The 26,421-nt window shown below is 55.1% G+C and carries 25 protein-coding genes and 2 pseudogenes; 10 read left to right on the forward strand and 17 right to left on the reverse strand.

The genetic code is table 11. The features are described from left to right. Window positions 1-89: 89 nt before the first annotated feature. From AC6I8F_RS11065 to otsB, 10 genes are all read right to left on the reverse strand, one after another. Window positions 90-1,751, reverse strand: a complete 1,662-nt coding sequence (locus AC6I8F_RS11065) for a methyl-accepting chemotaxis protein (RefSeq protein WP_058785636.1) — start codon at window positions 1,749-1,751, stop codon at window positions 90-92. A 173-nt stretch (window positions 1,752-1,924) separates the two neighbouring features. Then, window positions 1,925-3,598 carry a methyl-accepting chemotaxis protein gene (locus AC6I8F_RS11070; RefSeq protein ID WP_498028033.1) on the reverse strand — a complete coding sequence of 558 codons (1,674 nt, stop codon included), beginning with the start codon at window positions 3,596-3,598 and terminating at the stop codon, window positions 1,925-1,927. Window positions 3,599-3,770: 172 nt separating this feature from the next. Next, window positions 3,771-4,268 (reverse strand): chemotaxis protein CheW, encoded by a 498-nt coding sequence (gene cheW / locus AC6I8F_RS11075; protein WP_021506278.1) that lies wholly within the window; start codon window positions 4,266-4,268, stop codon window positions 3,771-3,773. A gap of 22 nt (window positions 4,269-4,290) precedes the next feature. Then, window positions 4,291-6,282, reverse strand: a complete 1,992-nt coding sequence (cheA, locus tag AC6I8F_RS11080; protein WP_190286075.1) for a chemotaxis protein CheA — start codon at window positions 6,280-6,282, stop codon at window positions 4,291-4,293. Between the two features lie 10 nt (window positions 6,283-6,292). Next, entirely contained in the window at window positions 6,293-7,324 is a 1,032-nt protein-coding gene (gene motB / locus AC6I8F_RS11085) for a flagellar motor protein MotB (RefSeq protein WP_021506280.1), read from the reverse strand. Then, complete coding sequence (gene motA, locus AC6I8F_RS11090) at window positions 7,321-8,208, reverse strand: flagellar motor stator protein MotA (protein ID WP_021506281.1); 888 nt, start codon at window positions 8,206-8,208, stop codon at window positions 7,321-7,323. Before motA ends, motB begins: the two co-directional genes overlap by 4 nt. A 133-nt stretch (window positions 8,209-8,341) precedes the next feature. Then, the gene (gene flhC, locus AC6I8F_RS11095) at window positions 8,342-8,920 is read right to left on the reverse strand and encodes a flagellar transcriptional regulator FlhC (RefSeq protein WP_021506282.1); all 579 of its coding nucleotides are present in this window, start codon (window positions 8,918-8,920) and stop codon (window positions 8,342-8,344) included. Beyond that, window positions 8,920-9,270 carry a flagellar transcriptional regulator FlhD gene (gene flhD / locus AC6I8F_RS11100; protein WP_021506283.1) on the reverse strand — a complete coding sequence of 117 codons (351 nt, stop codon included), beginning with the start codon at window positions 9,268-9,270 and terminating at the stop codon, window positions 8,920-8,922. The genes flhC and flhD overlap by 1 nt, the downstream gene beginning before the upstream one ends. A 1,028-nt stretch (window positions 9,271-10,298) precedes the next feature. Then, window positions 10,299-11,735 (reverse strand): alpha,alpha-trehalose-phosphate synthase, encoded by a 1,437-nt coding sequence (gene otsA / locus AC6I8F_RS11105; RefSeq protein ID WP_021506284.1) that lies wholly within the window; start codon window positions 11,733-11,735, stop codon window positions 10,299-10,301. Then, window positions 11,732-12,520 (reverse strand): trehalose-phosphatase, encoded by a 789-nt coding sequence (otsB, locus tag AC6I8F_RS11110; protein WP_021506285.1) that lies wholly within the window; start codon window positions 12,518-12,520, stop codon window positions 11,732-11,734. The genes otsA and otsB overlap by 4 nt, the downstream gene beginning before the upstream one ends. Window positions 12,521-12,878: 358 nt before the next feature. Between otsB and umuD the strand changes: the two genes are divergently transcribed. Continuing rightward, on the forward strand, window positions 12,879-13,310 hold the full coding sequence (gene umuD / locus AC6I8F_RS11115) for a translesion error-prone DNA polymerase V autoproteolytic subunit (protein ID WP_021506286.1): 432 nt from the start codon (window positions 12,879-12,881) through the stop codon (window positions 13,308-13,310). Here umuD and AC6I8F_RS11120 read toward each other — a convergent pair. Then, window positions 13,307-14,212, reverse strand: a pseudogene (locus tag AC6I8F_RS11120) (LysR family transcriptional regulator). The gene umuD and the pseudogene AC6I8F_RS11120 sit on opposite strands and share 4 nt — an antisense overlap. A 132-nt stretch (window positions 14,213-14,344) precedes the next feature. Between AC6I8F_RS11120 and AC6I8F_RS11125 the strand changes: the two are divergent. Continuing rightward, on the forward strand, window positions 14,345-15,121 hold the full coding sequence (locus AC6I8F_RS11125) for a DeoR/GlpR family DNA-binding transcription regulator (RefSeq protein ID WP_394516660.1): 777 nt from the start codon (window positions 14,345-14,347) through the stop codon (window positions 15,119-15,121). Window positions 15,122-15,226: 105 nt separating this feature from the next. Here AC6I8F_RS11125 and AC6I8F_RS11130 read toward each other — a convergent pair whose 3' ends face one another. Further along, window positions 15,227-15,880: a cupin domain-containing protein gene (locus AC6I8F_RS11130; RefSeq protein WP_058769674.1), complete on the reverse strand. Its 654-nt coding sequence runs from the start codon at window positions 15,878-15,880 to the stop codon at window positions 15,227-15,229. A 374-nt stretch (window positions 15,881-16,254) separates the two neighbouring features. On the opposite strand from AC6I8F_RS11130, the gene AC6I8F_RS11135 reads away from it, so the two are divergent. Beyond that, window positions 16,255-16,545, forward strand: coding sequence for a hypothetical protein (locus AC6I8F_RS11135; protein ID WP_031279201.1), 291 nt, complete (start codon window positions 16,255-16,257; stop codon window positions 16,543-16,545). A 147-nt stretch (window positions 16,546-16,692) separates the two neighbouring features. Here the strand turns inward: AC6I8F_RS11135 and AC6I8F_RS11140 are convergent, their stop codons facing one another. Next, window positions 16,693-16,821, reverse strand: a complete 129-nt coding sequence (locus AC6I8F_RS11140; protein WP_256378112.1) for a hypothetical protein — start codon at window positions 16,819-16,821, stop codon at window positions 16,693-16,695. 445 nt (window positions 16,822-17,266) lie between these two features. Here AC6I8F_RS11140 and blaOXA point away from each other — a divergent pair, with 445 nt between their 5' ends. From blaOXA to AC6I8F_RS11155, 3 genes and pseudogenes are all read left to right on the forward strand, one after another. Beyond that, window positions 17,267-18,070 carry a class D beta-lactamase gene (blaOXA, locus tag AC6I8F_RS11145; protein ID WP_283341767.1) on the forward strand — a complete coding sequence of 268 codons (804 nt, stop codon included), beginning with the start codon at window positions 17,267-17,269 and terminating at the stop codon, window positions 18,068-18,070. A gap of 211 nt (window positions 18,071-18,281) precedes the next feature. Further along, a pseudogene (locus AC6I8F_RS11150) lies at window positions 18,282-18,380 on the forward strand (glutathione transferase GstA); the annotation flags it as partial. Between the two features lie 176 nt (window positions 18,381-18,556). Continuing rightward, entirely contained in the window at window positions 18,557-19,033 is a 477-nt protein-coding gene (locus tag AC6I8F_RS11155; RefSeq protein WP_394517469.1) for a glutathione peroxidase, read from the forward strand. 74 nt (window positions 19,034-19,107) lie between these two features. On the opposite strand, the gene AC6I8F_RS11160 is transcribed toward AC6I8F_RS11155, so the two are convergent. Further along, window positions 19,108-19,434: a winged helix-turn-helix transcriptional regulator gene (locus AC6I8F_RS11160; protein WP_150361716.1), complete on the reverse strand. Its 327-nt coding sequence runs from the start codon at window positions 19,432-19,434 to the stop codon at window positions 19,108-19,110. A 205-nt stretch (window positions 19,435-19,639) separates the two neighbouring features. On the opposite strand from AC6I8F_RS11160, the gene AC6I8F_RS11165 reads away from it, so the two are divergent. Beyond that, on the forward strand, window positions 19,640-20,419 hold the full coding sequence (locus AC6I8F_RS11165; RefSeq protein WP_058757650.1) for an SDR family oxidoreductase: 780 nt from the start codon (window positions 19,640-19,642) through the stop codon (window positions 20,417-20,419). 265 nt (window positions 20,420-20,684) lie between these two features. On the opposite strand, the gene AC6I8F_RS11170 is transcribed toward AC6I8F_RS11165, so the two are convergent. After that, window positions 20,685-21,287 (reverse strand): helix-turn-helix domain-containing protein, encoded by a 603-nt coding sequence (locus tag AC6I8F_RS11170; RefSeq protein ID WP_058757649.1) that lies wholly within the window; start codon window positions 21,285-21,287, stop codon window positions 20,685-20,687. A gap of 43 nt (window positions 21,288-21,330) precedes the next feature. Between AC6I8F_RS11170 and AC6I8F_RS11175 the strand changes: the two genes are divergently transcribed. Then, complete coding sequence (locus AC6I8F_RS11175; protein ID WP_211726270.1) at window positions 21,331-22,017, forward strand: B3/B4 domain-containing protein; 687 nt, start codon at window positions 21,331-21,333, stop codon at window positions 22,015-22,017. 29 nt (window positions 22,018-22,046) lie between these two features. Continuing rightward, complete coding sequence (locus AC6I8F_RS11180; protein WP_394516661.1) at window positions 22,047-22,940, forward strand: dihydrodipicolinate synthase family protein; 894 nt, start codon at window positions 22,047-22,049, stop codon at window positions 22,938-22,940. Window positions 22,941-23,081: 141 nt separating this feature from the next. Here AC6I8F_RS11180 and AC6I8F_RS11185 read toward each other — a convergent pair whose 3' ends face one another. Beyond that, complete coding sequence (locus AC6I8F_RS11185; RefSeq protein ID WP_088515888.1) at window positions 23,082-23,801, reverse strand: type 1 glutamine amidotransferase; 720 nt, start codon at window positions 23,799-23,801, stop codon at window positions 23,082-23,084. Between the two features lie 118 nt (window positions 23,802-23,919). On the opposite strand from AC6I8F_RS11185, the gene AC6I8F_RS11190 reads away from it, so the two are divergent. After that, complete coding sequence (locus tag AC6I8F_RS11190; RefSeq protein ID WP_241797838.1) at window positions 23,920-24,693, forward strand: AraC family transcriptional regulator; 774 nt, start codon at window positions 23,920-23,922, stop codon at window positions 24,691-24,693. Window positions 24,694-24,982: 289 nt separating this feature from the next. On the opposite strand, the gene AC6I8F_RS11195 is transcribed toward AC6I8F_RS11190, so the two are convergent. Beyond that, window positions 24,983-26,344, reverse strand: a complete 1,362-nt coding sequence (locus tag AC6I8F_RS11195) for an esterase-like activity of phytase family protein (RefSeq protein WP_394516662.1) — start codon at window positions 26,342-26,344, stop codon at window positions 24,983-24,985. Window positions 26,345-26,421 lie beyond the last annotated feature (77 nt).

The raw sequence follows: 26,421 nt of genomic DNA on the forward strand, positions 1-26,421 counted from the left end.
GTGAAAGGGGTAAGACCAGCAGCAAACCGGGGAAGGGTCAGCCACGCGACCCTCTCCCGCTGCGGGAGAGGGGGCGATTCAGGCAGTGATTAAAACGTTTCCCAGTTTCCGTCACTCACCGGGGCCGCAGCGGCTTTGCGCGCCGCCGGCGGTGTCGTGGTCAGCGGGGGACGCACAGGGGCCGCTGCCGACGCGCGCGGAATGCGGAACACCGACACCGACTGGCTCAGGCGGCTGGCCTGCTCCTCCAGCGAGGCCGCGGCGGCGGCCGACTCTTCTACCAGCGAGGCGTTCTGCTGCGTGACGCGGTCCATCTCGGTCACCGCCTGGCCCACCTGGTCGATGCCACGGCTCTGCTCATCCGAGGCCGAAGCAATTTCGCCCATGATGTCAGTCACGCGCGTCACCGCACCGACGATATCCTGCATAGTGTCACCTGCGGTGCCGACCAGCTGCGAACCGGCGTTAACCCGGCTGACCGAATCGTCAATCAGTCCTTTGATCTCCTTCGCCGCCTGCGCGCTGCGCTGCGCCAGGTTACGCACCTCGCCCGCTACCACGGCAAAACCACGGCCCTGCTCACCGGCGCGCGCCGCTTCGACCGCCGCGTTAAGCGCCAGGATGTTGGTCTGGAAGGCAATGCCGTCGATCACGCTGGTGATATCCGCGATCTTCTTCGAACTGCCGGCGATGTCATGCATGGTGCGCACCACGCCTTCGACCACGTCGCCACCTTTGCGTGCGGTCTCCGACGCGCTGAGCGCCAGCTGCGAGGCCTGCCGGGCGTTCTCGGCGTTCTGCTTCACCGTGGCGGTGAGCTGCTCCATGCTGGCCGCGGTCTGCTCCAGCGATGCCGCCTGCTGTTCGGTACGCGCCGAGAGATCGTTGTTGCCGGCGGAAATTTCGCTCGCGCCGGTAAAGATGGCGTCCGAACCGTCGCGTACGTTGCCGACGGTGTGCACCAGCGACTGCTGCATTTCATGCAGACTGCTGGCCAGCTGGCTCATTTCGTTACGCCCTTCAACGGTGATGGTCTGCGTCAGATCGCCTGCGGCGATATGGCGAATGTGACCGAGCAACTGATGCAGCGGCTGAATCAGCACCGTGCGCAGGCCAAACCAGCAGGCGACAATTACCGCGATCACCATCACGGCGACGATCGCCAGCAGCCACATCATGGTGTGGAAGGCACGCTGGTTCTGCGCCACGCCCTCAGCGGCTAAAGCACTCTGCGCGCTGCGCCACTCTTCATAGGTGGCTTTCATTTTGACCTGTTTGGCTTCAATGTTCTGATCAAACATGCCCTGCAGATCGTTGGCTTTCAGCCGGGCCAGCATCGCCTTCAGGCCGTTATTGAACGCGGCATAATCCGCTTCCAGCCGGTCGCGCAGCGCATCAGACAGTCCTGGCGTCGCAGGCAAATCGTAATAGCGCTGATAGTGACCGGCCGCGGTGTCGAGCTGTTTCTCCGTCTGCGCGATCAGTGCATTAAGCTGACCGCCGTTGGTCTGCGACGCCATGCTGCCCTGCATGCGCAGCATGGCGCGGTTGAGCACGGTACGGGTTTGATTGAGTTCAATCCAGGCATCGGACATGGCAGCGACGTTATTACTTGACGTTTGTGCCACAGCAAACGCCTCTTTATCTTTTTGTAATGCCGACCAGAACAGCCCGCCGGACAGTAATTGCATAGCACCGAACACCAGCAGGACGGCGATCAGGCTGGTGACGACGTTGATTCGTTTTAACATGGTGTCTCCAAAAAGGGGGGTTACGCCCTGTTTATCGACCGCTGCGCTGAATATTTGAGAGGGTTTACCGGACTTTACGAGGGATAATGCTGAATTAAAGCTTTTTTACAGCGTTTTATAAGTAAAGAAAGCAGGAGATGAGGGAGCGGCGCGTTGTCCGCTCCCGTTTCAGCTTAGAACGTTTCCCAGTTGGCGTCGCTGACCGGCGCGGTCAGCGCTTTGCGTGGCGCACTGGCCTGCGGGGGGGCGATCTGCGGATGGCGCACACCCGTGCTGCTGACAGGCTGAGCGCCACGTGGAATGCGGAACACCGCCACCGACTGGCTGAGACGGCTGGCCTGCTCCTCCAGCGAGGCCGCCGCCGCCGCCGACTCTTCCACCAGCGAGGCGTTCTGCTGCGTGACGCGGTCCATCTCGGTCACCGCCTGGCCGACCTGATCGATACCGCGACTCTGCTCGTCCGACGCCGAGGCGATCTCGCCCATGATGTCGGTGACGCGCGTCACCGCATTGACGATTTCGCCCATGGTATCGCCCGCCGTGCCGACCAGCTGTGAGCCGCTGTCAACGCGACGCACCGAGTCTTCAATCAGCCCTTTGATCTCCTTCGCCGCCTGCGCGCTGCGCTGGGCAAGGTTGCGCACTTCACCGGCCACCACCGCGAAGCCACGGCCCTGTTCCCCGGCGCGCGCCGCTTCGACTGCGGCGTTGAGCGCGAGGATGTTGGTCTGGAAAGCGATACCGTCAATCACGCTGGTAATGTCGGCAATCTTCTTCGAACTGCCGGCGATATCGTGCATGGTGCGCACCACGCCTTCCACCACTTCTCCGCCTTTCTGCGCGGTTTCCGATGCACTGAGCGCCAGCTGCGAGGCCTGCCGCGCGTTCTCGGCGTTCTGCTTCACCGTGGCGGTGAGCTGCTCCATGCTGGCCGCAGTCTGCTCCAGCGACGCCGCCTGCTGTTCGGTACGCGCCGAGAGATCGTTATTGCCGGCGGAGATTTCGCTGGCGCCGGTAAAAATAGCGTCCGAGCCGTCGCGCACGTTGCTGACGGTGCGCACCAGCGCCTGCTGCATCTCCTGCAGCTTGCTCGCCAGCTGGCTCATTTCATTGCGTCCTTCGACGGTGATGGTCTGGGTTAAATCGCCCTGCGCAATGTATTCAATGTGCTGGATGCTGTCGTTGAGCGGCTTAATCAGCACCTTACGCAGGCCGAACCAGCACAGCACGATCACGCCCACCACCAGCGCCAGTACCAGCCCCAGCAGCCACATCATGTGCTCGTAAGCGGCGCTGTTCGCCGCCACGCCGGCCGCCGTCAGACGATCCTGATCGGCGCGCCACTGGGTGTAGTTTTCCAGAAAGGCACTTTGCGTCGGGGCCACCGGTACTTTGCCGGCTGCGGCGGTATCGTTGTGCTGCAGTACCTGCTGCATCTCAGCCAGTGCGCTGGCGTAAGCTTTATAGGTCTGTTCCAGCTGCTGATTGAGCTGCAGATTCTGGCCCGGCGTGTCCGGCGTGTTTTTAAACAGGGTGAAGTTATCCTGCGCCGTCTGCTGGAACGTCCTGCTCTGCCCGAACAGCGTACCGATGTCGGCTTCGGTGCCGGTCAGTTTACTGGTGGCAATACGCAGCTGGATGCGCGTCAGGATCACGCGGCTTTGGTTAAGGCTCATGTAAGCATCATTGATGGCGGCAATGTTTTTGCTCGCCAGCTGAGAGGTATTGAAACTTTTTTTGTCGTCACTCAGCGCTTTAAAAAACAGCGAGCCGGAAGCCAGCTGCAGTACGCCAAACACCAACAACACCAGCAACAGGCTGGTCACAACGCGGATTTTCGTAAACATAGTTTGCCCTGGGAAATGAAGAAAAATCGTGCAATACAGTTATCGACCTGGCGGCGGGAATATTGAGCGAGGGCAGGAAATATTTGTGGGCTTTGTTATTGATTTATAACGGTTTAATAAAGGATGTAATAGTCACGGGCCGCATCAGCGACCCGTGACTCTCTGCGAACGATTATGCGCTACGCAGCGTATCCACCAGCGCCATCTCTTCACTGCTCAGCAGTTTTTCGATGTCGACCAGAATCAGCATACGCTCGCCCAGCGCACCGAGACCGGTGAGGTACTCGGTCGACATGGTGACGGCAAATTCCGGTGCCGGACGGATCTGATCCTGCGTCAGCGACAGCACATCAGACACGCCATCCACCACGATGCCGACCACGCGATGCTCAAGATTCAGCACGATCACTACGGTGTTTTCGTTGTACTCCACGTCCGGCTGCGAGAACTTCACGCGCAGGTCGATAATCGGCACAATTACGCCACGCAGGTTAGTCACGCCCTTGATGAACTCCGGCGTGTTAGCGATACGCGTTACCTGATCGTAACCACGAATCTCCTGCACTTTAAGGATATCGATGCCGTACTCTTCGTCACCGAGGGTGAAAACCAGGAACTCCTGGCCGACGGTTTCGCCAGCGATTTTCGTCACGGTTGCCATGTCAGTCATTTTTTTACCCTTTCGTTATCTGTTACGCTGCGGCACCGGCCACACGCTTCTCACGGTTCAATGATTGCAGTGCCGATACGTCGACAATCAGCGCAACGCTGCCATCGCCGAGGATGGTGGCGGCGGAAATGCCCGGCACTTTGCGGTAGTTGCTTTCCAGGTTCTTCACCACCACCTGATGCTGACCAATCAGCTGATCAACCAGCAGCGCATAGCGACGTCCTGCGCTCTGCAGGATCACCACGATGCCCTGCGTGGCGTCGGTTTTGGCGTTCTGCACGTCAAACACGTTCCACAACTCAACCAGCGGCAGGTACTCGCCGCGCACTTCCAGTACGCGCTCGCCACCGGCCAGCGGTTTCAGCTCTTCAGCCGTGGGCTGCAGTGACTCCATCACCGCGTTCAGCGGCAGGATGAACACTTCGTCTGCCACGCGCACCGACATCCCGTCGAGGATCGCCAGCGTCAGCGGCAGCAGAATGCGAATGGTGGTGCCTTTGCCCTGCTTCGAGGAGATTTCGACGTGACCGCCCATCTCCTGGATATTACGTTTCACCACGTCCATGCCGACGCCGCGGCCTGATACGTCGGTCACCTGTTCGGCGGTCGAGAAGCCTGGCGCGAAGATCAACATGCCGACTTCTTCATCGCTCATGCTGTCGCTGACCGGCAGGCCGGACGAGAGCGCTTTCGCCAGGATACGTTCACGGTTGAGGCCGGCACCGTCATCGATCACTTCGATGCAGATGTTGCCGCCCTGGTGTTCCGCGGACAGCGTCAGATTGCCGACCGCCGTTTTGCTGGCGGCCAGCCGTTTTTCCGGGGTTTCGATGCCGTGGTCGAGGCTGTTACGCACCAGGTGCGTTAACGGATCGATGATGCGTTCAATCAGGCTCTTATCCAGTTCGGTTGAGCTGCCGAGCAGCGTCAGTTCAACCTCTTTGCCCAGCTTGCTGGCCAGATCGCGCACCAGACGCGGGAAGCGGCTGAACACGTACTCCATCGGCATCATACGAATCGACATCACCGATTCCTGCAGGTCGCGGGCGTTACGCTCCAGCTGACCCATGCTGTTGAGCAGGTCACCATGTGCCACCGGATCCAGCGCACCAGAGCGCTGCGCCAGCATTGACTGGGTAATCACCAGCTCGCCGACCAGGTTGATCAGCTGGTCAACTTTTTCCACCGCCACGCGAATACTGCTGGATTCGCTGCTTTTGGCGGGCGCGGCAGCACGCTTGCTCTCACGCTTCACCGCCGGAGTAATGTCGGTGACGGTCGCCGTTTGCTGCACCGGCGCTTCGGCTTCGGCCTCTGCGACGGGCGCGGCGGCAATGGCGGCGGGTGCGGCGTCCTGTGGGAACTGAATCTGCGCTTCATCAATCACGAAACACAGCACCGCCACGATATCGTCTTTGCCGACACCGTCGATGGTGGCTTCCAGCGAGCTGGCGCCTTTCACCACATCGGTCAGGGTGCCGAGGTTGCCCAGCTCTTCCAGCAGCAGATCCGGCTCTTTCTCTTTCAGATTGATCAGCTGCAGGCGCAGGCCGCTGCTGGCAGGTGCGGCAGGTGCTGCCACGTCGGCGAGCGCCACCACCGGTGCGGCGGCTTGCGGGGCTATTCCTTTGGCTTCCAGCGCCAGCTGGCGCAGGGCTTCACAGATGTAGTTAAAGCTTTCTGCGTTTGGCTCCTGCGCGGTTTTATAGGCATCGAGCTGTTCCTGCATAATATCTTTGGTTTCCAAAAACAGGTTGATGATGTCGGTGCTGAGCTGCATTTCGCCACGGCGCGCACCATCCAGAATGTTTTCCAGGATGTGGGTGGTTTCCTGTAAAACCGTAAAGCCAAACGTACCGGCTCCGCCCTTAATGGAGTGGGCGGCGCGGAAGATGGCATTCAACTGCTCGGAATCGGGCTCCTGGGGATCCAGTCCCAACAGGTGTTGCTCCATATCCGCTAACAGCTCATCGGCTTCATCAAAAAACGTCTGGTAAAAATCGCTGATGTCCATGCTCACGGGATCACCTCGGCTGTGAGGGTTGGTCTGGTGTCACCGCGCTGGCGGCGGGCGGTGCCGCTGCCGGCGGATTCGCCGCGGCTGCCGGTGTGGCCGGTGCTGCGGTAGAACCCGTGGGGGCAGTTGGCGCCGCCGGACCAGCCGGTGCGGTAATGCTAGGTAAAATCTGCGCCGGGTCACTCACCTGAACGGCATCGCTCTCGGCATTCTCTTTTTCAATCGCCGCTTCGGTGTCATGGTTCAACACCAGCAGGCTGATACGACGGTTCACCGCGTCGTTGGCGCCGCGGTTTTTCAGTTTCATGGTGTCGGCCATGCCGACCACGCGCAGCATTTTGCCGCCGTCCAGCCCGCCCGCCACCAGCTCACGGCGTGAGGCATTGGCACGATCCGCCGACAGTTCCCAGTTGCTGTAGCCGCGATCGCCGCTGGCGTACTGGAAGTCATCGGTATGACCGGACAAACTGATTTTGTTAGGAATATCATTCAGCAGCGGCGCAATGGCGCGCAGGATATCGCGCATGTACGGCTCCACTTCAGCGCTGCCGGTTTTAAACATCGGGCGGTTCTGGCTATCGATAATCTGAATGCGCAGCCCCTCTTCCACCATGTTGATGATCAGATGCGGACGCAGCGCTTTCAGGCGCGGATCGGCCTCAATCAGCTGGTCGAGTTTTTCACGCAGCCGGTTCAGGCGAATGTCATCCAGCTGGCGCTTTTGCGCATCCATGTCGACCTGTTTCTGCACTTCGCCTTTCTTCTGCGTCGGATCATCGCCGCCGCCGGGAATCGGACTTTCGCTGTCGCTGCTACGCTGACCGCCGGTCAGGGCGACCTTGAGCGGCGTTTTAAAATATTCGGCAATCTGCACCAGCTCCTGCGGATTGGCGATCGAGATCAGCCACATCACCATGAAGAACGCCATCATCGCCGTCATAAAGTCGGCATAGGCAATCTTCCATGAGCCATGGCTGCCTTCATGCTTTTTATGTTTGCGCCGTTTGACCAGCACAATCGGGCGATTACCGTGCTTCATGAAGGCGTATCCGAAGTCTGCTTAGCCGGGTTTTTCGCGTTGCGCACGTGCTCTTCCAGCTCGGTAAAGGACGGACGCTCGGTGGAATATAGGGTTTTACGACCAAACTCGACGGCGATCTGCGGCGCATAACCGTTCAGGCTGGAGAGCAGCGTGACTTTGACGCACTGCATCATCTTGGTGGTTTCCGCGCACTTCTGGCGCAGCACGGATGCCAGCGGCGAAATGAAGCCGTAAGCCAGCAGAATACCGAGGAAGGTTCCCACCATGGCGTGCGCAATCAGCGCGCCCAGTTCTGCCGCCGGGCGGTCCGCGGAGGCCAGCGCGTGCACCACGCCCATTACCGCGGCGACGATACCAAACGCCGGCAGGCCATCACCGACTGCCGCTAAGCTTTGTGCTGGTACTTCGCACTCGTGTTCATAGGTTTCGATCTCTTCATCCATCAGGGCTTCGATCTCGAAAGCATTCATATTTCCGCTCACCATCAGACGTAAATAGTCGGTAATAAAATCCACTAAAGGTTTATCGGACAAAATACGCGGATAGTTAGCGAAAATTTCGCTCTGGCTGGGATCTTCAATATCGCGTTCCAGCGACAGCATGCCCTGCTGACGTGATTTCGCCATCAGGCGATACAGCAGCGCCATTAAATCCATGTATACGGCTTTGTTATATTTTGAGCCGCGCATTAACAAAGGCAGCGCTTTTAGCGTCTTTTTAATCGATTTGCCGTTGTTGCCCACCAGAAACGCACCAATGCCGGCGCCGCCAATAATCAGCAACTCCGACGGCTGGTAAAGCGCGCCCAGATGGCCGCCTACCATCATGTAACCGCCCAGCACGGAACCGAGGACTACGATATAACCCACAATAATCAGCACAAAAACATCCTTACGTCCGTAACGTGTTGGTGGAAGTTAAGCCAGAGAGCCGCAGGTGTTATTCGCAGGGTGTGGGCAAAAAAAAAGCAGCGGTATTAACCGCTGCTGGATGCTTTCCACGATGCGAACAAACTTAAACGGCGCGTTTAACCTGTTCATCCAGCAGTTGTGGAAAGGTATCGGCAGAATCTGCAGAAAGTTTACGTCTTTTTACGGCACGTGATGGCGGCTGGCACAGGCTGCAAACAAAGCTGCCCGGCGGCTGATGCGCGTGGTTGATGAAGCTTCCGCCACAGCATTTACAGTCAGACAATTCCAGCATGCCACTTTCAACAAATCGCACCAGGGTCCAGGCGCGGGTCAGCGCCAACAGCGGGCCCTCGTCCGATTGCGGACACTGCTCAAGATACAGGCGATACGCTTTGATAACCGCCTCTACGCCACTGCTCAGCCGGGTTTTCAGCAGAAACTGCCAGGCGTTGCAGAACATCGACGCATGAATATTTTGTTCCCAGGTCATGAACCAGTCGGTAGAGAATGGCAGCATGCCTTTCGGTGGTGGTGCCCCACGCAGCTCTTTGTACAGTTTAATCAGGCGACCGCGGCTCAGCTGGGTTTCACTTTCCAGCATCTGCAGTCGTGCGCCCAGGGTAATCAGCTCCATTGCCAGCTGAATATCACGCGCTTCCTGAACGATACTTTTTTCGGTCATTACACCGCCCTCTTTTTAGCAGAGACATCATCTTTCGATGCGCTGCGCAATAAACGGCTGGATAATAAAATACCGGTGTGGATTTGCTGCAAATCATCCACACGTGATTCCTGCGTTAAACGGTTAATAAGATTGTGATCGGTAAAGCGGAACTGGCAAACCAGTTGATTGGTTTCCGCTAATTTTACCATCTCAGGTAAAGTCAATTGCTGCAATGCATCCGCCATTGGCTCATCGATACCTAAACGAAACATTGCTGAAGCTTTTTCCTGGTTTATCAAACGCTGTGCAAGCAATAAATATGACAGATTGATGTCATATATGTGTTTTAGTAATTCTGATGTACCCATTTTTTTCCATCCTGATAGACGCGACATATATACGGCCACAGAATTAAGTGTTCTATGGTTCGGGTTGCTGGTTGGTAAATCTAAAGATGGCAAAAAATAATCAGGCATAAGCCAACGCGTACTGAACTGTTTCACTTCCCACCGGGATATTGATCAGTAGTAGTCAAAACTCCAGGCCAATCTTTTCTTGAGTTGTAACCATCTTCCGTGACGTCTGCTTACAGTTTTTTAAGACTAATCCGAAAACAAGGCAAATCTATATCGTCTGATTTCGACATACAACGTGATTGGTATGAAATTTTAGATAAAGTGTGATCTACGTCACACTTTTAAGGCAAATTTTTCAAGTGAAGCTTCAGTAATGCTTTTCTGTTGTTCTTTTTTTGAGCGATTTTGAAACGTTTCGCTAATATTTCACAGGAAAAGTCTGAATTTTGAAGTGTGTCGCAGATCGCCGCCATGGGACGATCTTTTATCTGCTACGTTGGCTTTAGGCAAAGACAAGACCCCGAAATAAACCAAAAATGCAGCATAAAACACCAAAAATCGCCGTAATTATTCGCTTTTAAATTAATCACTTACAGGGAATATTGCCACGCAGGACTAATGGCGCTGTGCTAGCGAAGCGTGAAGAGTGGATGCAGCGCGCTTGTGGTGTGTAAAGAGTTTGTAGGGAGGGTTTAGCGAGTCACAAGGGATGTAACAGCACGTTACATTAGCGATATGAATGAATTGACTAACTAACACACTGATGTATTAGAACTATCGGCCTGGCCAGCCAAATCTTTAGGGTCGGAAGAAAAAATTCAGCGTTTCAGTGATTAACTGGCTTAATTTTAACCAATTCGTGCGTTTTTTGGTGCCGGGTCAGCGGGTTAGCGCTTAACAAAATGAAATCGATTTCATCTGGTGAGGGTGTCGCGTGAAAACGCTACGCAGCACGGTCCTGCCTGCGTCGTCTGACGGATACCTCTCCCGCGTACGGGAGAGGCATTGCCTGAGGGGAACATCGCGCCTTGCGGGGCTAATTACGCCAGCTTCTGAAACGTCGCGACCTTGTTATCGCTACCGTGGCTGGCGCTGCGTGCCGGCAGCGTGTTCAGATCGTTCAGGAAGCTTTCGCGCCAGTGCGAAATGTCCTGCTTACGCAGTACGGCCATCATGTCGTTATAGCGCGAGATACGCTCGGTGCGCGGCATGGTCAGCGCGCGGTCCAGCGCCGCCGCCACATCATCACGATCGTACGGGTTAACGATCAGCGCAGAAGTCAGCTCGTTGGCCGCTCCGGCAAAGCGCGACAGCACCAGCACGCCCGGATCGTCCGGATCCTGCGCCGCGACATACTCTTTCGCCACCAGGTTCATGCCGTCACGCAGCGGCGTAACCAGCCCCACGTCGGTCAGGCGGAAAATCTTCATCAGCAGACGGCGGTCAAAATGCTGGTTGAGATAATAGAGCGGCGTCCAGCCCAGCGTGCCGTATTTACCGTTAATGCGCCCCGCTTCCGTCTCCAGCTGGTGACGAATATCCTGATAGGCCTGCACGTCGCCGCGCGAGGTCGGCGCAATCTGTGAGTAACGGATTTTGCCGCGATGCTGCGGGAAGTTTTCCAGCAGCGCTTCATAGGCAAGGAAACGCTCCGGCAAGCCTTTGGAATAGTCGAGACGCTCACAGGCGATAATATTCTGCAAATCGCCCAGCTCACGCTTCATCGCGGCCATCTTCGGTGGCAGCGGCCCTTCCGCCATCTCTTTAATGCTGTCCGGCTCGATACCGATAGGGTAAACCTCGGTCATAAAGGTATTGCCAAAGGCGCGATGCTTCTTCTCGCCTTTATTCTGCAGCTGCGTCAGCTGGCTCAGGCTGTCGAGAAACGCCACGCGATCGGATTCTGTCTGGAAACCCAGCAGATCGTATTCACACAGCATTTCCAGCAGTTCCTGATGCGGCGGCAGCGCATTGAAAATTTCCGGCGTCGGGAACGGGATATGCAGAAAGAATCCGATTCGGTTATTGATGCCCTGTTTACGCAGTTCAGCGGCAAACGGCAGCAGGTGGTAATCGTGGATCCACAGGATATCGTCCGGCTTGATCAGCGGTTTCAGCCGCTGCGCCAGCAGGGTATTCACGCGGCAGTAGCCTTCCCAGGCTTCACGCTGGTACTGCACCAGATCGAGGCGATAGTGGAACGCGGGCCAGATCACCGTGTTAGAAAACTGGCAGTAGTACTGATCGTAATCGTTTTGATTGAGGGGGAATGAGGCATAGGTAATGCCGTCTTGTTCGATCTGGGTAAGTTCCTCATCTTCTTCACCGGAAAACTCACTGATCTCTCCGTTCCAGCCAAACCACAATCCTCCGGTGGTCTGCAGCGCATCCAGAATGCCGACGGCGAGACCGCCTGCGTTGGTTTTGCTTCCATCAGGAATAGCGATACGGTTAGATACGACGACTAAACGACTCATAACCTAAACTCCTTACCGACGTTGTCATGTTCTAGTTGTAATAATAGTTGTTCCAGCCAGTGCCAGACCGCTGCCACATCGGGCAGACGATAGCGCGCCTGGCTTGGACCTTCACCGACCTTGACCGAGATGCCGTGCATGGCATTGACTGCAAGAAAGCCTTTCTCATCGGTCAGATCGTCGCCCACAAATACCGGAATGCGACCGGTAAATGGCGCTTCCTGCATAAATTCGCGTACCGCAGCACCTTTATCGATGCCCTGCGGTTTCAGTTCCACCACACATTTACCTGGCTGCAGCGCCAGCGCCGGAAAGCGGGTTACCGCCTCTTCGGCCAGCTGCATGATGGCGTTTTCATACTCTGGCGCGTTGCGGTAGTGCAGCGCAAAGGCCATGCCTTTCACTTCCAGCAGCGTACCGGGCCACTGGTCAAGGGTCTGCTGCAGTTCAACCTGCAGCGTTTGCGCCACCTCATCCGGCAGCGACTGACGATGCAGATGTCCGCTGGCATCGCGGCGCTCAGCGCCGTGCACGCCCGCCGCCGGGGCTTCCAGCGGCGCGACCAGCTCATCCAGCTGGCTGATCGGACGGCCGGAAACCAGCGCCAGCGCGCCGTGACTTAAATTAGAAATTTGTTGCAGATGCTGGCGCACCGATGCGGGGATGGAAACCGACTCGGGCTGCGACTGAAGCGCGGCCAGCGTGCCGTCAACATCAAAAAAGAAGGCGTAAAGTCCGCCACTTAGCGACGGCAGGGTGCTGTTCTCATTAACCGCAGGGGTCACGTCTCCTCCTGTATCTGAACGTAAACGGGCAGTCTGTTCGCAGGCAGGCAGGAAGTGAGGAGGTTTTTCCGTAAACACGGGAATCGAAAGGGTAACGCTCCAGAACTAAACGAAATTTTCATCAACACTGCAACCGCACTACGAACATCGGCAACATTAAGTGTAGACAACAATTGAAGTTTCGCCAGACGGGCGCACAGAGTGCTTAGCGAAGAGTGCACTTTTCAGCGGTTTGCGCGGCAAAAAACTGAATTCTGCTGTTTTTCATACGCTTCGCTTTTTTTACCGCGGGCAGACTTGATCATAGCAAAAACCGCCTGATACTGTATATAAAAACAGTATCTATGGAATATTCGCTATGACGCGTTTCTTTTTGCCACAGCTTTCACCGCCTTCGCGCTCCCGCCCGCTATTCCTTGACGCGGTGCACGGTGGTTTCCCCTCGCCCGCTCAGGACTACATTGAGCGCCAGATTGATCTCAATGAGCTGCTGGTGACCCGCCCCAGCGCCACCTATTTTGTGCGCGTCGAAGGCGACTCGATGCGCGATGCCAATATCCGCGAAGGCGACCTGCTGGTGGTCGACAGCTCACTCAATGCCCGGCACGACGACATCGTAATCGCCGCCATTAACGGCGAGTTCACCGTCAAGCGGCTACAGACGCATCCCTGCGTACAGCTGATGCCGATGAATCCGCGCTATCAGCCCATCCGGCTGCGTGAAGAGGAGGAGCTGGAAATTTTTGGCGTGGTGACGTTTATTATTTACGCCGCACGCGTCCAGCGTTAGCGCATCGTTTCGGCGCGGATCATCTCAATCAGCCGGCGTAAACCCGGGTGCAGCTGGCGACGGTCGGGGTAATACATCACCAGCGGTTCGTCTTCGCTGCACCAGTCCGTCAGCACGCGCACCAGCTGCCCGCTCGCCAGCTGCGCCTGTACGTAGCGCTCCGGGCAGTAGCCGAGACCCTAACCGCCGGCGACCGCATCAATAATCATGTCGCTCTCATTGAGCGTCAGCGTGCCCGGCACATCGACCTCATACGTCACCTTGCCCTGCGCCAGCGGCCACTTATACAGCGTGCCATTGCCAAGGCGCATGCGAATACAGCGATGGTTGCGCAGATCGTCCGGATGCTGCAGCGGCGGCGCGTCGCGCACGTAATCGGGTGACGCCACCACGATCCAGCGCAGTTTGGGCGTCAGCGGCATGGCGATCATATCTTTCGGTACGCTGGCGCCGTAGCGAATCCCGGCGTCATAGCCGCTGCCGATGATATCCACCAGATTGTTATCCACCGTAATTTCCAGACTGAGCTCCGGATAGGTCGCCATAAAGCGCGCCAGGATCGGCCGAAACAGCAGCTGCCCGGCATCACGCGGGATGTTCAGCCGCAGGCGGCCGCTGGGTGATTCGCGATACAGGTGCAGATCGTTCAGCGCCAGCTCAATCTGCGCAAAGCCGGTTTCCAGATGGCGCAAAAAAGCGGCACCGGCGTCCGTCGGCACCACCGCCCGGCTGGTGCGATTGAGCAGGCGCACGCCAAGACGCGCTTCAAGACTGCGCAACGTGTGGCTGATGGCCGACGTGGTGACCCCCAGTTCCAGCGCGGCGAGGCGGAAGCTCTTGCGCCGGCAAATCAGCAGAAAAACATTCAGATCGGCCAGTTCATTACGTTGCAGGGCGGGCATTTCGGTGTCTCCTGACTCATTGCCTCGTTGAATCTGATTCAACTTCAGATGAGCTATCATAGCGAAGCTGCCGTACCGGACGCTATGCGTGCGTGGCATGGCAGGCAAAACGTCACTTTTAACCCCGAGCTCATGATGCTGCCCGAAGACCGAAAAGACGCTATTTATCGCTACCTGTTTGCGAAACGATCGGCCACCATTCACGAACTGGCCACGCTGATGGCGGTGTCGGCGATGACCATCCGCCGCGATATTAAATTCCTGCAGGACGCCGGCCTGGTGGTTGGCATACACGGCGGCGCCAGATTGCCTGCCGTGGTCCATCAGGCATTGCCGTATGTGGAGAAGGCGCAGCTGAACGTGCACGCCAAACAAAGCCCTGGCCGCTATGCCGCATCGCTGGTACAGGATGGCCAGGTGGTCTACCTCGATGCCGGTACCACCAGCTATGAAATTGCGCGTGCGTTAGGCGATCAGGCAAGTCTCACCGTGCTGACTAACGACTTTACGATTGCCGCCTGGCTGATGCGTCACAGCCACATCACGCTATTTCATACGGGTGGCAAAGTCGATAAACGGCATATTGCCAGCGTGGGTGCCATGGCGGCGACCGCCCTTGCCGCGTTCAATATTGATCTGGCCTTCCTCAGCGCCAGCGCGTGGGATGTCACGCACGGCCTCTCGACACCCGACGAAGACACCTTGCTGGTGAATCAGGCGGTGCTGGCCGCCTCAGCGCAGCGTTATCTGGTGGCTGACAGCAGCAAATATGGTCGTTACAGCGTGTATTCCGTATGTAAGCTGCAGCAGCTGGACGGTGTGATCACCGATGACGATTGCCCCTGTGCTGCCGTTGAAGAGATGAAACAGCGTGATATTCGTCTGCACCGGGTAAATCGCCGTGGCTGAGCGGCTCTCTGCGCATCCCGGTAAAGGCCATTAATTAAAAAGGAGGCGCGAACGCCTCCGGTGGCTACAGGGAAATCACATCGACTATCTCTCGCAGGGCACGGTTTACGGCGTAGGGGCGACTTTAGGATTGGAGCTGAACCAGCCACGGCGATCCTGCCAGTTGCCATATTCATCCACAATCGCCCCTTTACTGTTGGCCATCAGGAAATGATAACTCTCCAGTTTTTTCAGCGACAGCGTTTCGCCCTGATGCTGAATGACGACATTGTGGCTTTGCACCGGACCAAAACTTTTCGGCGTCGGCGGAATATCCGCTGATGCGGCGCCAATTTCTGAGAAGTTATATACCCAGCCATCGAGGACGCGCCATGATTCATGTTTTGCCGGACGTGCCGGCGGCGCGCTAATCGGCATGTGTCGATGCTCCGGAATCATCTGGTTCGGCAGCAGATACATGGTCATAGCGTAATAACCGTAATCCAGATTATTGACCCAGGTGATGCTGGCCAGGCCAACATGCTGATAATCGCCCAGCCCGAAATCATTGACCCACAGCTGCTGGCGCATGGCCGGCGTCAGCGTATGACCATAAGAGGCGAGCAGTTGCGCTATTGCATCTTTCGCCACCTCTTTCTGGAAGACGCCATTTTTATAGAAATCTTTATTGGTATAAACGTGATGCGGCTGAGCCGCAACGGATGCGGTGGCATTGAGCGCCAGTAAGGCCGCAGCGAACGCCAGAGCAGGTTTTGTCATAATTCACCTCCTGTTTATGACAGCCATGTTGATGCAAATAAAAATTTCACCGGCCGGTAAAACGCAAAGGTGGCCAGCGCGGAGAACAGAGTTGCAGATGGCGATGCGGAGGGGAAATTCATTTAGAGAATCGGATCTATCTAATTATCAGATACGGCTGTGCTTTTTTGTGATTATTAACAAATAATCACAGGCTATTCTGCCCGGTAAAGCATCCAGCTGCTGACGGGCACAATTTATCTGCTGCTAAAGAAATTCTTAAAATGTTGGTTGCGCTCGCAATTGTGACAGGCGCGCGGCCAATTGTGTTTGACCTGCTTTTCACATCAATGCACACTGGCGGGCGTGAAAAACGGCAGATGAAGAGCCAAGAGATGTTGCAGAATTATAGTCAGCGCGTCCATTTCTATTACTGCATTCTGGTTGCGTTAAAACTCTATGTGAACAGCAAGAAGTCCGGCGGCGTACGCGGGAAAAATAACTTTTTGCTGAAGTGGTTACGCAACGCGCAAAACAACACCATCTTTCATCCTGATATCACCAGTGAAATTGAATGGCTGCGCGGCAAAATTATCAGCGCCGGACCGGATGCCGATTTAGAACCGATGCTGCAATACGTTTACGAGACAGCAAAACGCGCCGAAACGCTGCGTCTCGGGCCGTAATCGCACGGGCTGCGCATTGCATTACCCCTGTCTGCAGGCAAAAAAAAGGGGGCAACGCGCCCCCAACCACTACAAAAATTTCATCCCTGACGCCCTGGTGCGGACTCCCTTCCGGCTGACGCTAATTCTCTTCGCACTGGCTACGCGTTACAGGGTTAGTACCAGCACGCTGATCAATAACCAGCAGCCCGCGCAAAATGCGCCCGCCGCCACCCAGGTTAACGCCCGGGTATTTAAATTGCAGACATCGCGTTGCCAACGTTTAACCGGCTGCATAACCACTCCTGAAAATACATTCTCATTATGCCTGGCAGAGGATTGCCGTGAACTGCGGATAAGCTTGTCACGTATTAATATCTCTGACCATCGGATGTGCTTACCGGTTATGTAGGCGCAGGACTACAATCCATTAATTACCGCTTATATCACCGTCGAGACGAAAAATGCCGCAGGTGTGCAGATCGCAATAGCGTCGTTTTCACGCCGTTTGTCATCCGGAAATGCGGTTTCGCATCGTTTAGTTTTCCTAAAAAACAGGCGCAGATTAAATCGTTTTTATTTACCCCTGCTCAGGGTTATTAATAAGCACACCGGACGCGATAATTTGCAGATGATAAAGGGATGTGGCGTGAACAGTCTCTTTATGCACAGCCTGACCGCGTTCAGTGCCCTTTCTCAGGTTGTAAATTACGTTAGCATTTAACTTTGGATTCAATCATCAATGAAAACCCGTCTGGCCGTAATGGCCTCTGTTGCTGCGATATTATTTTCACAGCAGGCATTTGCCAAAAACCTGTGCACCCTGATTGTTGACGCTGAATCAGGCAAAGTCCTGCTGGAGAGTGGCAACGACTGCAGTGGAGAAGTCACACCCGCATCCACTTTTAAAATAGCCATCAGCCTGATGGGATTTGATGCCGGCGTGCTGAAAAATGAAAAGGAACCCGCCTGGGATTACCAACAAGGATACCCGGACTGGGGCGGTAAAAACTGGATGAATAAAATCGATCCCACGGCATGGCTAAAATATTCGGTCTTCTGGTATTCGCAGCAGGTTGTTAAAAAAATCGGGCAACATCGCTTTGAAGACTATGTAAAGGCGTTTGCTTACGGAAACGAAGATGTTTCCGCCGTTGACGTCAGCGCCCCCGGTCAGAATGGGGTGTGGGTTATGTCATCCCTGCAGATTTCACCGGTTCAGCAGATTGGCTTTTTAAGGAAAGTCGTTAACCGTGAGCTGCATGTAAACAAGCATGCCTATGACATGACAGATAATATTACCCGCTACGACGTCAGCGTTAAGGGCTGGACGGTGCACGGCAAAACAGGAACCGGCTCACCGGGGAAAAATAATCAATACGATCCGCACCATGCCTATGGCTGGTATGTCGGCTGGGCGACCAAAGGCAGGAAAAAAATTGTTTTTGCCAAACTGATTCAGGATGAACAGGTGTTAACGCCGAATGCTGGCCTGAGAGCACGTGACGAAGTGTTGAAGCAGATGTCGGCGGTCATTGCGCCATGATGGCATAACACACGGATGCCACGGATTTTTATTAACCTCCCGGTTTTCATGCGGCTGACAGATTGCGGCGAGGCCCTTCATTATGAAACTGACGGTTAGCCAGCAGATGAAGTGACCTCCGGACCGCCGCTTATCTTTCTTTACGCAGCGTCGTCAGCAGTGACTGCGCGGCAACAGAAGACTGACCGGATGGCGAACACACCAGTCCAAACTCACGCTGAATCGCTGGCCTGCGCTACTGGCGTACATGGCAAGGATCAATGCGCGCCCAGCTGTGCAGGCGGCACTGCTGGCAGAGGCGTCTGAGTGAGACTGGCAGGCAGAGTTTTGTGCCGGCGATCAGGCTCTGTCTGTAAGGTTAGATGTCAGTGTTATTGTGACAACGGCGCGCAGAAAGTTATGCTGTGCGCGCCAGGCTACGAAGCCCGCTATTGGGCCCGCGTGGCAACATCAACATCGAACCTGTGCTGTTTTGAGGACACTGACATGACCCCTTTTTATCAGTTTTCGGCCACCAGCCTGACCGGTCAACCTATCTCAATGGCCGATTACGCTGGCAAGGTGGTTCTGGTGGTGAATACCGCCAGTCATTGCGGCTTCACGCCCCAGTACGCCGGCCTTGAAGCGCTCTATCAGAAATATGCCGCGCAGGGTCTGGTGGTGCTTGGCTATCCCTGCAATCAATTCGGTAAGCAGGAACCGGGAAACGCTGATGACATCTCACAAACCTGTCATGTTAATTACGGGGTAAGCTTCCCGATGTTCGGCAAAGTCGAGGTTAACGGCAGCGCAGCGCACCCGATATTTCGCTATCTGAAAGCGGAACTACCCGGCGTGCTGGGCGGACGGATTAAGTGGAATTTCACCAAGTTTCTCATCGGACGCGACGGCCAGCCGCTGAAACGCTTTGCACCGATCACGCCCCCGGAAAAAATGGAAGCCGCGATAATCGCTGCACTTTAAGGTGGAGCGTTGCCGGATTCGCAGCATTAATTTTAGAGCACGGCGGAAATTGATGGCATCCGGCGGGAGGCTGGTTAAGTCGGGCGCCTTTCCGCCCATTTCAGCATGGCATCAAGAGCAGGACAAAGTGCCTGTCCCCATTCAGTGAGTCGATATTCCACTTTCGGTGGCACCTGAGGATACACCATCCGCGACACTATACCGTCGGCTTCCAGCTGTCTCAGTTGTTGCGCCAGCATCTTCTGCGAAATACCGGGAATTAATTTTTCAAAATCTGAATAGCGCTGTACTTTGCCGTCGAACAGATGAAAAAGGATGATTAATTTCCAGCGCCCTTCCAGCAGTTGAATAACCTGCGCCACTCCGCTTGCGGCTGATTCCGGACTGTATAACTTACTCATCATTCAGTAACTCACTTTTTTGTGCGTACTTGTCAATTTAACAGTCTATGTGGAATATGACCGTACTGTAAACAAAGGGAGTACAGGTCTATGCCATTTACATTACTGCTCGCTATTTATGACGACTTCGCGCTCAGCAAGGGTGGCGATATTGCCAGCATTACTGATTATTGTACTGCCACATCAACAGACCGGAGATTCTCCAATGCCATGTGATCTCGATTTCCACGGTAAACGCATATTGGTCACTGCGGGTACCAAAGGTGTGGGTAAAGCGGTAGTTGGGCTATTCAAACAGCTGGGTGCAACAGTATTAACAACCGCACGCCACGCATCCGCAGAATGTAGAGCAGACGCTTTCGTAACGGCAGACCTGACCACGGTTAAAGGGTGTAACTCAGTCGCGGAAGCCGTTCAGACACATCTGGGAGGCGTCGACATCATTGTTCATGTGGCTGGCGGTTCTACTGCACCCGGTGGTGGCTTTGCAGCATTGGGTGAAGAGGAGTGGCAACAGGAGCTCAATCTTAATCTGTTGCCCGCGGTACGTTTAGATCGTGCGCTGTTGCCTGCCATGCTGCAGCAGGGGGGCGGAGTGATCATCCATGTCACTTCTATCCAGCGAGAACTGCCCTTACCAGAATCAACCACGGGTTATGCAGCAGCGAAAGCGGCGCTGTCAGCCTACAGTAAAAGCCTGTCGAAAGAGGTTGCGTCGCAGGGGGTTCGGGTGGTTCGCGTGGCACCCGGCTGGATCGAAACCGAAGCTTCCGTGGCCATGGCGGAACGGCTGGCGCAGCAGGCAGGAACAGATTACGAAGGCGGTAAGCAGATCATCATGAAGGCACTTGGCGGTATTCCGCTGGGACGCCCTTCTCAACCCATTGAGGTAGCAAATCTCATTGTCTTCCTCGCATCATCTTATGCTGCCGCGATCACCGGTACTGAATTTGTCATCGATGGCGGCACTATTCCAACGGTGTAGTCAGATATCCTCATCGATCCATTCTGGTAGCGATCCGGATATTTTATACACCTTAATAAGGCGCCAGCGGCTATTAGATCAAGCCATGTGCGATATCGACCTGGCCGCTATGTGATATTCCCCGGCTCTTTGTCGCTAATATCCGCTCCTCGCTCATGGCGAATACACAGTCCGCCTGGTGGCAGAAACGGACATGAATAGCGAAAACCAAGGATGATTATTTGCGCACAAATCAGGGCTTCTTTGGCCGTCCATTGAAAAACGTTTATGACGCTTTTTCATTTACCGTCATGATAAAGTTCAGCGTGTTTTCTCCCTGGTTTGCGTAGAAATGTGGAACATCGGTTTTGGCTGTAACGGAGGATCCCGCCGTTACCTGAAATACGCTCTCTTTCACGCCAAGCGTGAGGGTTCCGGATTTTACGTGCAGTAGCTCCAGCGTGCCTGAGGTATGCCCGGGTGATTCAAACTTTTCGCCTGGCCGCATTTCCCACAGCCACAGCTCAAGCATATCGGGTCCACCTGAGCCGGCCAGCAGCCTGGCACTTCCCCCTTTGTCTCCTGTCCAGAGTTCGGGGATGTCCGTATCAGCGATGATGTGCACATCAGGCCTGGCGCTGACATCAACAAAATCCGCCACGGACACGCCCATGGCAGCAGCAAGCCGGCATAGCAGTGCAATGCTGGGATTAGCCTTGCACCCTTCTATCTCAACCAGCATCCCCTTACTGACACTGGCTTTGCGGGATAACTCATCGAGAGAAATTTTTCTTTGTTTACGAAACTGCTTAATCCGCAGAGATACGGCTTCATTAACCGTGTTGACATCTGCACCGGCAAAGGTCACTAAATTGACTTTTTTGGTCATTGGTCGATATTATGAAATAAAATGGTCATTACAGGATTATCGCGTGTTAATCGTTTCCCCGTCAATTTCCCCTGAAGTCTATCAAATCGCCCCCGGTTTTCGGGCGCTCAGCATCAGCGTGCAGGCAGCGCCTGTCGTGAATCCGCACGTCGGGGTAACGGCACTGAAGGCGGCCTGTGAGGCGGTGCTGTCAGATTCCCCCAACTGGGCTGAATCCCATCTGGCCGCATGGGCCGATGTGTTTCAGAAATTTGGTGCCAAACCCAAACGCACGCCCTGTTCTGCTGAGGCGCTACGCAAACGCGTGCTTCGCGATGGCACCCTGCCCGCGCTCGATCCGGTCGTTGATCTTTATAACGCTGTCAGTCTGCGTTATGCCGTGCCCGTAGGGGGAGAAAATATTGCCGCGTACCGGGGTGCACCTCGCCTGACGGTGGCAACAGGCACGGAACCCTTTGATACCATGAAAGAAGGGGTTATGGCGGTGGAATATCCTGCGCCTGGCGAAGTCGTCTGGTGTGATGATGCCGGCGTAACCTGCCGTCGCTGGAACTGGCGGCAGGGAATCAGGACTCGCTTAAGCGTTGAAGCGCAACACATGTGGTTTATTCTGGAAAGTCTGCCGCAGATGCCGCCCGATCAGCTGCATGAAGCCGGAAAGATGCTGACCGACGGCCTTGAAGAAATGATGCCCGGACGGCAGTGTAACGTCACCCTCATCGGCGAGTAACACCTTTAACTCAGTTCTGGAGACTCTGCATGTTCACCGGCTTGTCTGCTTTCCCGTTAACGCCTGTCACCGCGCGTGGTGTCGATGAACAGGGATTCACGAAGATCCTGGCTCGCCTGACGGCAGCCCGTGTCGATTCTTTGGGGGTTCTGGGTTCAACCGGCAGCTATGCTTACCTGAGCAGGGAACAGCGCAAACGCAGCGCAACGCTGGCCCGTCAGGTTGCCGGGGAGATTCCCGTGATGGTTTGCGTGGGTGCTATCAGTACCGATGCCGTACTGCATCTGGCTGAAGATGCGCAGTCCGCAGGCGCTGCTGCGCTGCTGCTGCCGGCGATGAGTTACCAGCCGCTGCGTAATGAAGAGGTGTATGCCCTCTTTGAGACGGTTACCCGCCATGCTTCAGTACCGGTTTGTGTTTATGACAACCCCGGCACCACGCATTTCCGCTTTACCGACGAACTGCTCGGGCAGCTGTCGTCACTGAAAGGGATTCGCTCAATTAAAATTCCGGGAGTACCGGATACCCCCATCGCTGCAGCTGAACGCGTTGCTGCATTACGACAACATCTTCGTCCTGGCGTGACCCTGGGTATTAGTGGTGACGCCAGTGCGGGGCTGGGGCTGAATGCCGGTTGCGAAGTCTGGTATTCTGTTTGCGGCGGTATCTTCCCGGAAACCGCCAAACAAATTACGCAGGCCGCAGCCATTAACGACGCTGAACGCGTTACTGCCTTAACTCACCGCCTGCAACCTTTATGGGATCTGTTCCGTAAGCATGGCGGAAGTATCCGCGTGATCGCAGCGGCAGCAGGCATACTGGGGCTGACCGAAGCCGACTGTCTGCCTCGTCCCCTGTTACCCTTATCGGCCGCAGAGGTGGCAGATGTAGCAGCAGTGATGGCCGCTCTGGACCTTAAGTAACGCTCCGGCGGAATCGGTCCTGTGCCGAGCAGTTGATAGAAAGTAGGGTTTGAAGGGTGCACAAAAGGTCATGGTGCCTGCATGTATCAGCTTCTGATAAAGAATGCCCGGAGATAAACATCACCGGGCATAAAGCGGTGTTTAAGCTGATTTGTAGCGCGCTTCGAGCTTATCCATGAAGCCAAAAAGTACCTGATTCATTTCGCTGTAGTCGTGCGCACGAAGTTCTTCTGGCGTATGAACAAAGCGATACTCTGCGGCTCGGCTCAGGTCTTGCTGCGAATGAGCGATGAGCCGTTCTACAACATCCAGCGTCAGTTCCATGTGGCACTGAAAACCAAAGACGCGATCTGAATAGGAAACGATCTGGCGGGGACAGCCTTCGCTGTAGGCGATGATTTTTGCATCCGCGGTCAGGCCCGGCATGTCGTTATGCCAGTGACCGACCTCAAGCGACTTCGCAAAGTGAGAAAACAACGCATCCTCGCGAGCCTCTTCAGTTAGCGTGATCGGGAACTTACCAATCTCTTTTTCAGGGCTGTGAGCAAACGGCGCGCCCAGCGCCTCACCGATCAGCTGTGAGCCAAGGCAGATACCGATAACGGCTTTACCGGTTTTAACAGCAGCAGCAATCAGCGCCTGCTCGCCTTTCGCATCGAAGTGCGGACACTCTCTCTGGGTCGTGGACGGGTCCTGCGGACCGCCCATCACGATCAGGAAATCAATACCTTCGGCGTCCACGGGTAGCTCATCGCCTGCGTATACACGCGAGTAAGTCACATTATGACCTTGATTTCTGGCCCATGTTTCATAAGCCCCTGGCGCTTCAAAACTTTCATGTACGATAAAGTGTACCCGCATGAGGATAGGCTCCTGTTATACCTGTGATAATCTGACTGATAAACGACACACTCATCCAGTGAGTTGGTACACCGGATGGTTTCGAGGCAGCATCATAGTTGCAGGACTCTAATCTGAAATGCCAGGTAGTATAGATAAAGCGCCAAGACATGAAGCATCCACTGGCTGGTCCGGCACAGCGATTAGCTATCAGCGAGGAGAAACCGATCCTCCTCATCATCACCTTGAAGGGCAACTCCTCTATGCAACCAGAGGCGTGATGCTGGTCGAAACGGAAAACAACCGCTGGGTTATCCCCCCTCAGCGTGCATTGTGGCTACCGCCTCTGCAGATACATAGTTACAATCTGCTGTCTCACACAGATCTCAGGGCCGTCTATTTCAGTGACAGCCTTATCGCGGAATGTACAAATTTTGCGAAGAGTGACCAGGTGCATGTCATTACGGCTACGCCACTGGTGAAAGAACTGATAACCGGTCTGTTCAGTGATAACTACAACAGACCGAGCCAGCGGAAAATGGCTCTGTTGCTTCTGGAAATACTCAGCGAAGCGCCTTCTCTTACTGCGGAACTTCCAATGCCACGTGATGAGCGATTATTCTCTGCGGCCAGAGAACTTGTGGTAAATCATCGCTGGGAAATACCACTGAGCGATCTGGCTTTTATCGCGTCAATGTCTGAACGTACCTTTTCGCGATTGTTTATTAAGGATACGGGTTTTAGTTTCAGAACCTGGAAGCAAAGAGCAAGAATTTATGCTTCGTTAGATCTCCTTGCTAATAACATCCCTATCAAACAGGTCGCTTATAAGCTCGGTTTTTCATGTCCTGCTGCTTATACCGCTGCTTTTCGCTCCATCCTGAATGCAACGCCGCGCGATTATTTGCCTTAATCTATGAATCAATGCCTGCTTCTCACTCCAGGCAAAAATTTTTCCTGAGAGTCAGTCTGCCTTATCCCAGGAACTGACGCTGCCGTTTCAGGCCATTTAATGGCTGTGCGCTGTATCAGGGTAAATTTATCAGGCGATATCTCTTAATCACCTGAGCAATAGCCACCCTGAGTTTCCACATCCTGTTAAACACGAGGCCGCGATGACCTCCCCGATGACACAACGGGGAGTCATTCAGCCTTAAGCGTTTTCGTGCTGGCACCGGTGTTCAGCGCCAGCACGGCAGCCTCTAGGGTTGCAGCGGTTCCGCCAGCGTTATGATAAACAACTCACTGTCCGATCTGGCTTTATCCAGCGGCTTCACGCTGATGGTGGTGGCAACCGGCTTGTCATCTACCGTCAGCCTGCCCTGGTCGTTGACCCGATAATCCTTGCGCTTCTTACCTTCCACCGGATTTTGTAGCACCATTTTCACGCCGAAGTCATTGTCATTGATGACCGCCAGCGTGTTGCTGTCGATCAGCGCCAGCCCTTCGGCCTTCTCCTGCTGCCAGCCGAGTTGACGCAGATCCACCACCCGCGTTTTCGTTGCCAGCACGATGCCGCGCTGCGCCAGCGTTTTGGCGTCGTCAAACTCCGGGTAGTCACCGGCCTTATCGAATGCGGCCAGATCGCTAGCCTGACTGAGATCCACCTTATAGATAAGGTTACGCATCGCGTCGTCTTTGTCGCTGCCCTGCTCAATCAGCAGGATATGCTGATTATCGATCGCCACGATATCGCCAATTTTCGCGTCGCTGTTTTTACTGTACGCCTCGCTGTCGATAGGGTAACCATACATCGCGGTTTTCCCGGTGGCCGGATCGAAGCTCACCAGGCGGGTAAAGCGTGCCTGCTTTTTACTTTTCCCGTTGATATCGAGCGTGCTCTGCACCGCGGCGATGATACGTCCATCCGGCATGCGCGTGATCCCTTCAAAGCCACGATTTGGCTGGCGCCATTTAAGAACGTTCGGCAGACCACCCGCGATCGATTTTTCCCCTTCCATGGCCTGCGGCCCGTGAATCGCCAGAATCCTGCCCTGCTTATCAACGTTAATCAGGAACGGACCATACTCATCGCACAGCCAGTATCCGCCCTTCCCGTCCAGCGTAATGCCTTCCGTATCCAGACCCCGGTTATCGCCCTGCAGCACGTTCAATTTATCGCTTAGCGCGATCTCATTGGTTGACCCGATGACGCCATTCTGCAGCGGCAAGCCGTTAATATTGCCCTTTGCGTCGTGCAGCGGTCGGGCGTCCGTCGCCTGCGCTTTGCCGTTCTTCACCTGGATATTCATCAGCAGTGGCGCGAAGTCCGGCGTGACGAAAATTTTCGACTCCTGTTTACCCATGTCAGGCGAGTCGGCGTTCGGTCCGCGGTCGGTGACGGTCACAAAGTTGAGCGTGTCTCCCTGCCTGCCGGTAAACAGCAAACCGGAACCGATGCCCACCGGCAAACCCTCCGGAAACGCGCTGGCGAACGCACCGCTGTAGCTGACGCGCGTCCCCTGAGGAAAAGTGACGCTATAGCGTTCGGTTTGCGGCTGCGCCGCTAGCGTGGATAACGAGAGGGTACAACCGAGAATCAAAGGAAGCGTTTTTCTTTTCATATTATTCATGTCCATACAGAGGAGCTGACACCCTAAAGACTAAAAATGACAGGAAAATGAAATTGCAGAGCAACAGT

The sequence above is a fragment of the gamma proteobacterium symbiont of Axiagastus rosmarus genome (assembly GCF_059730925.1).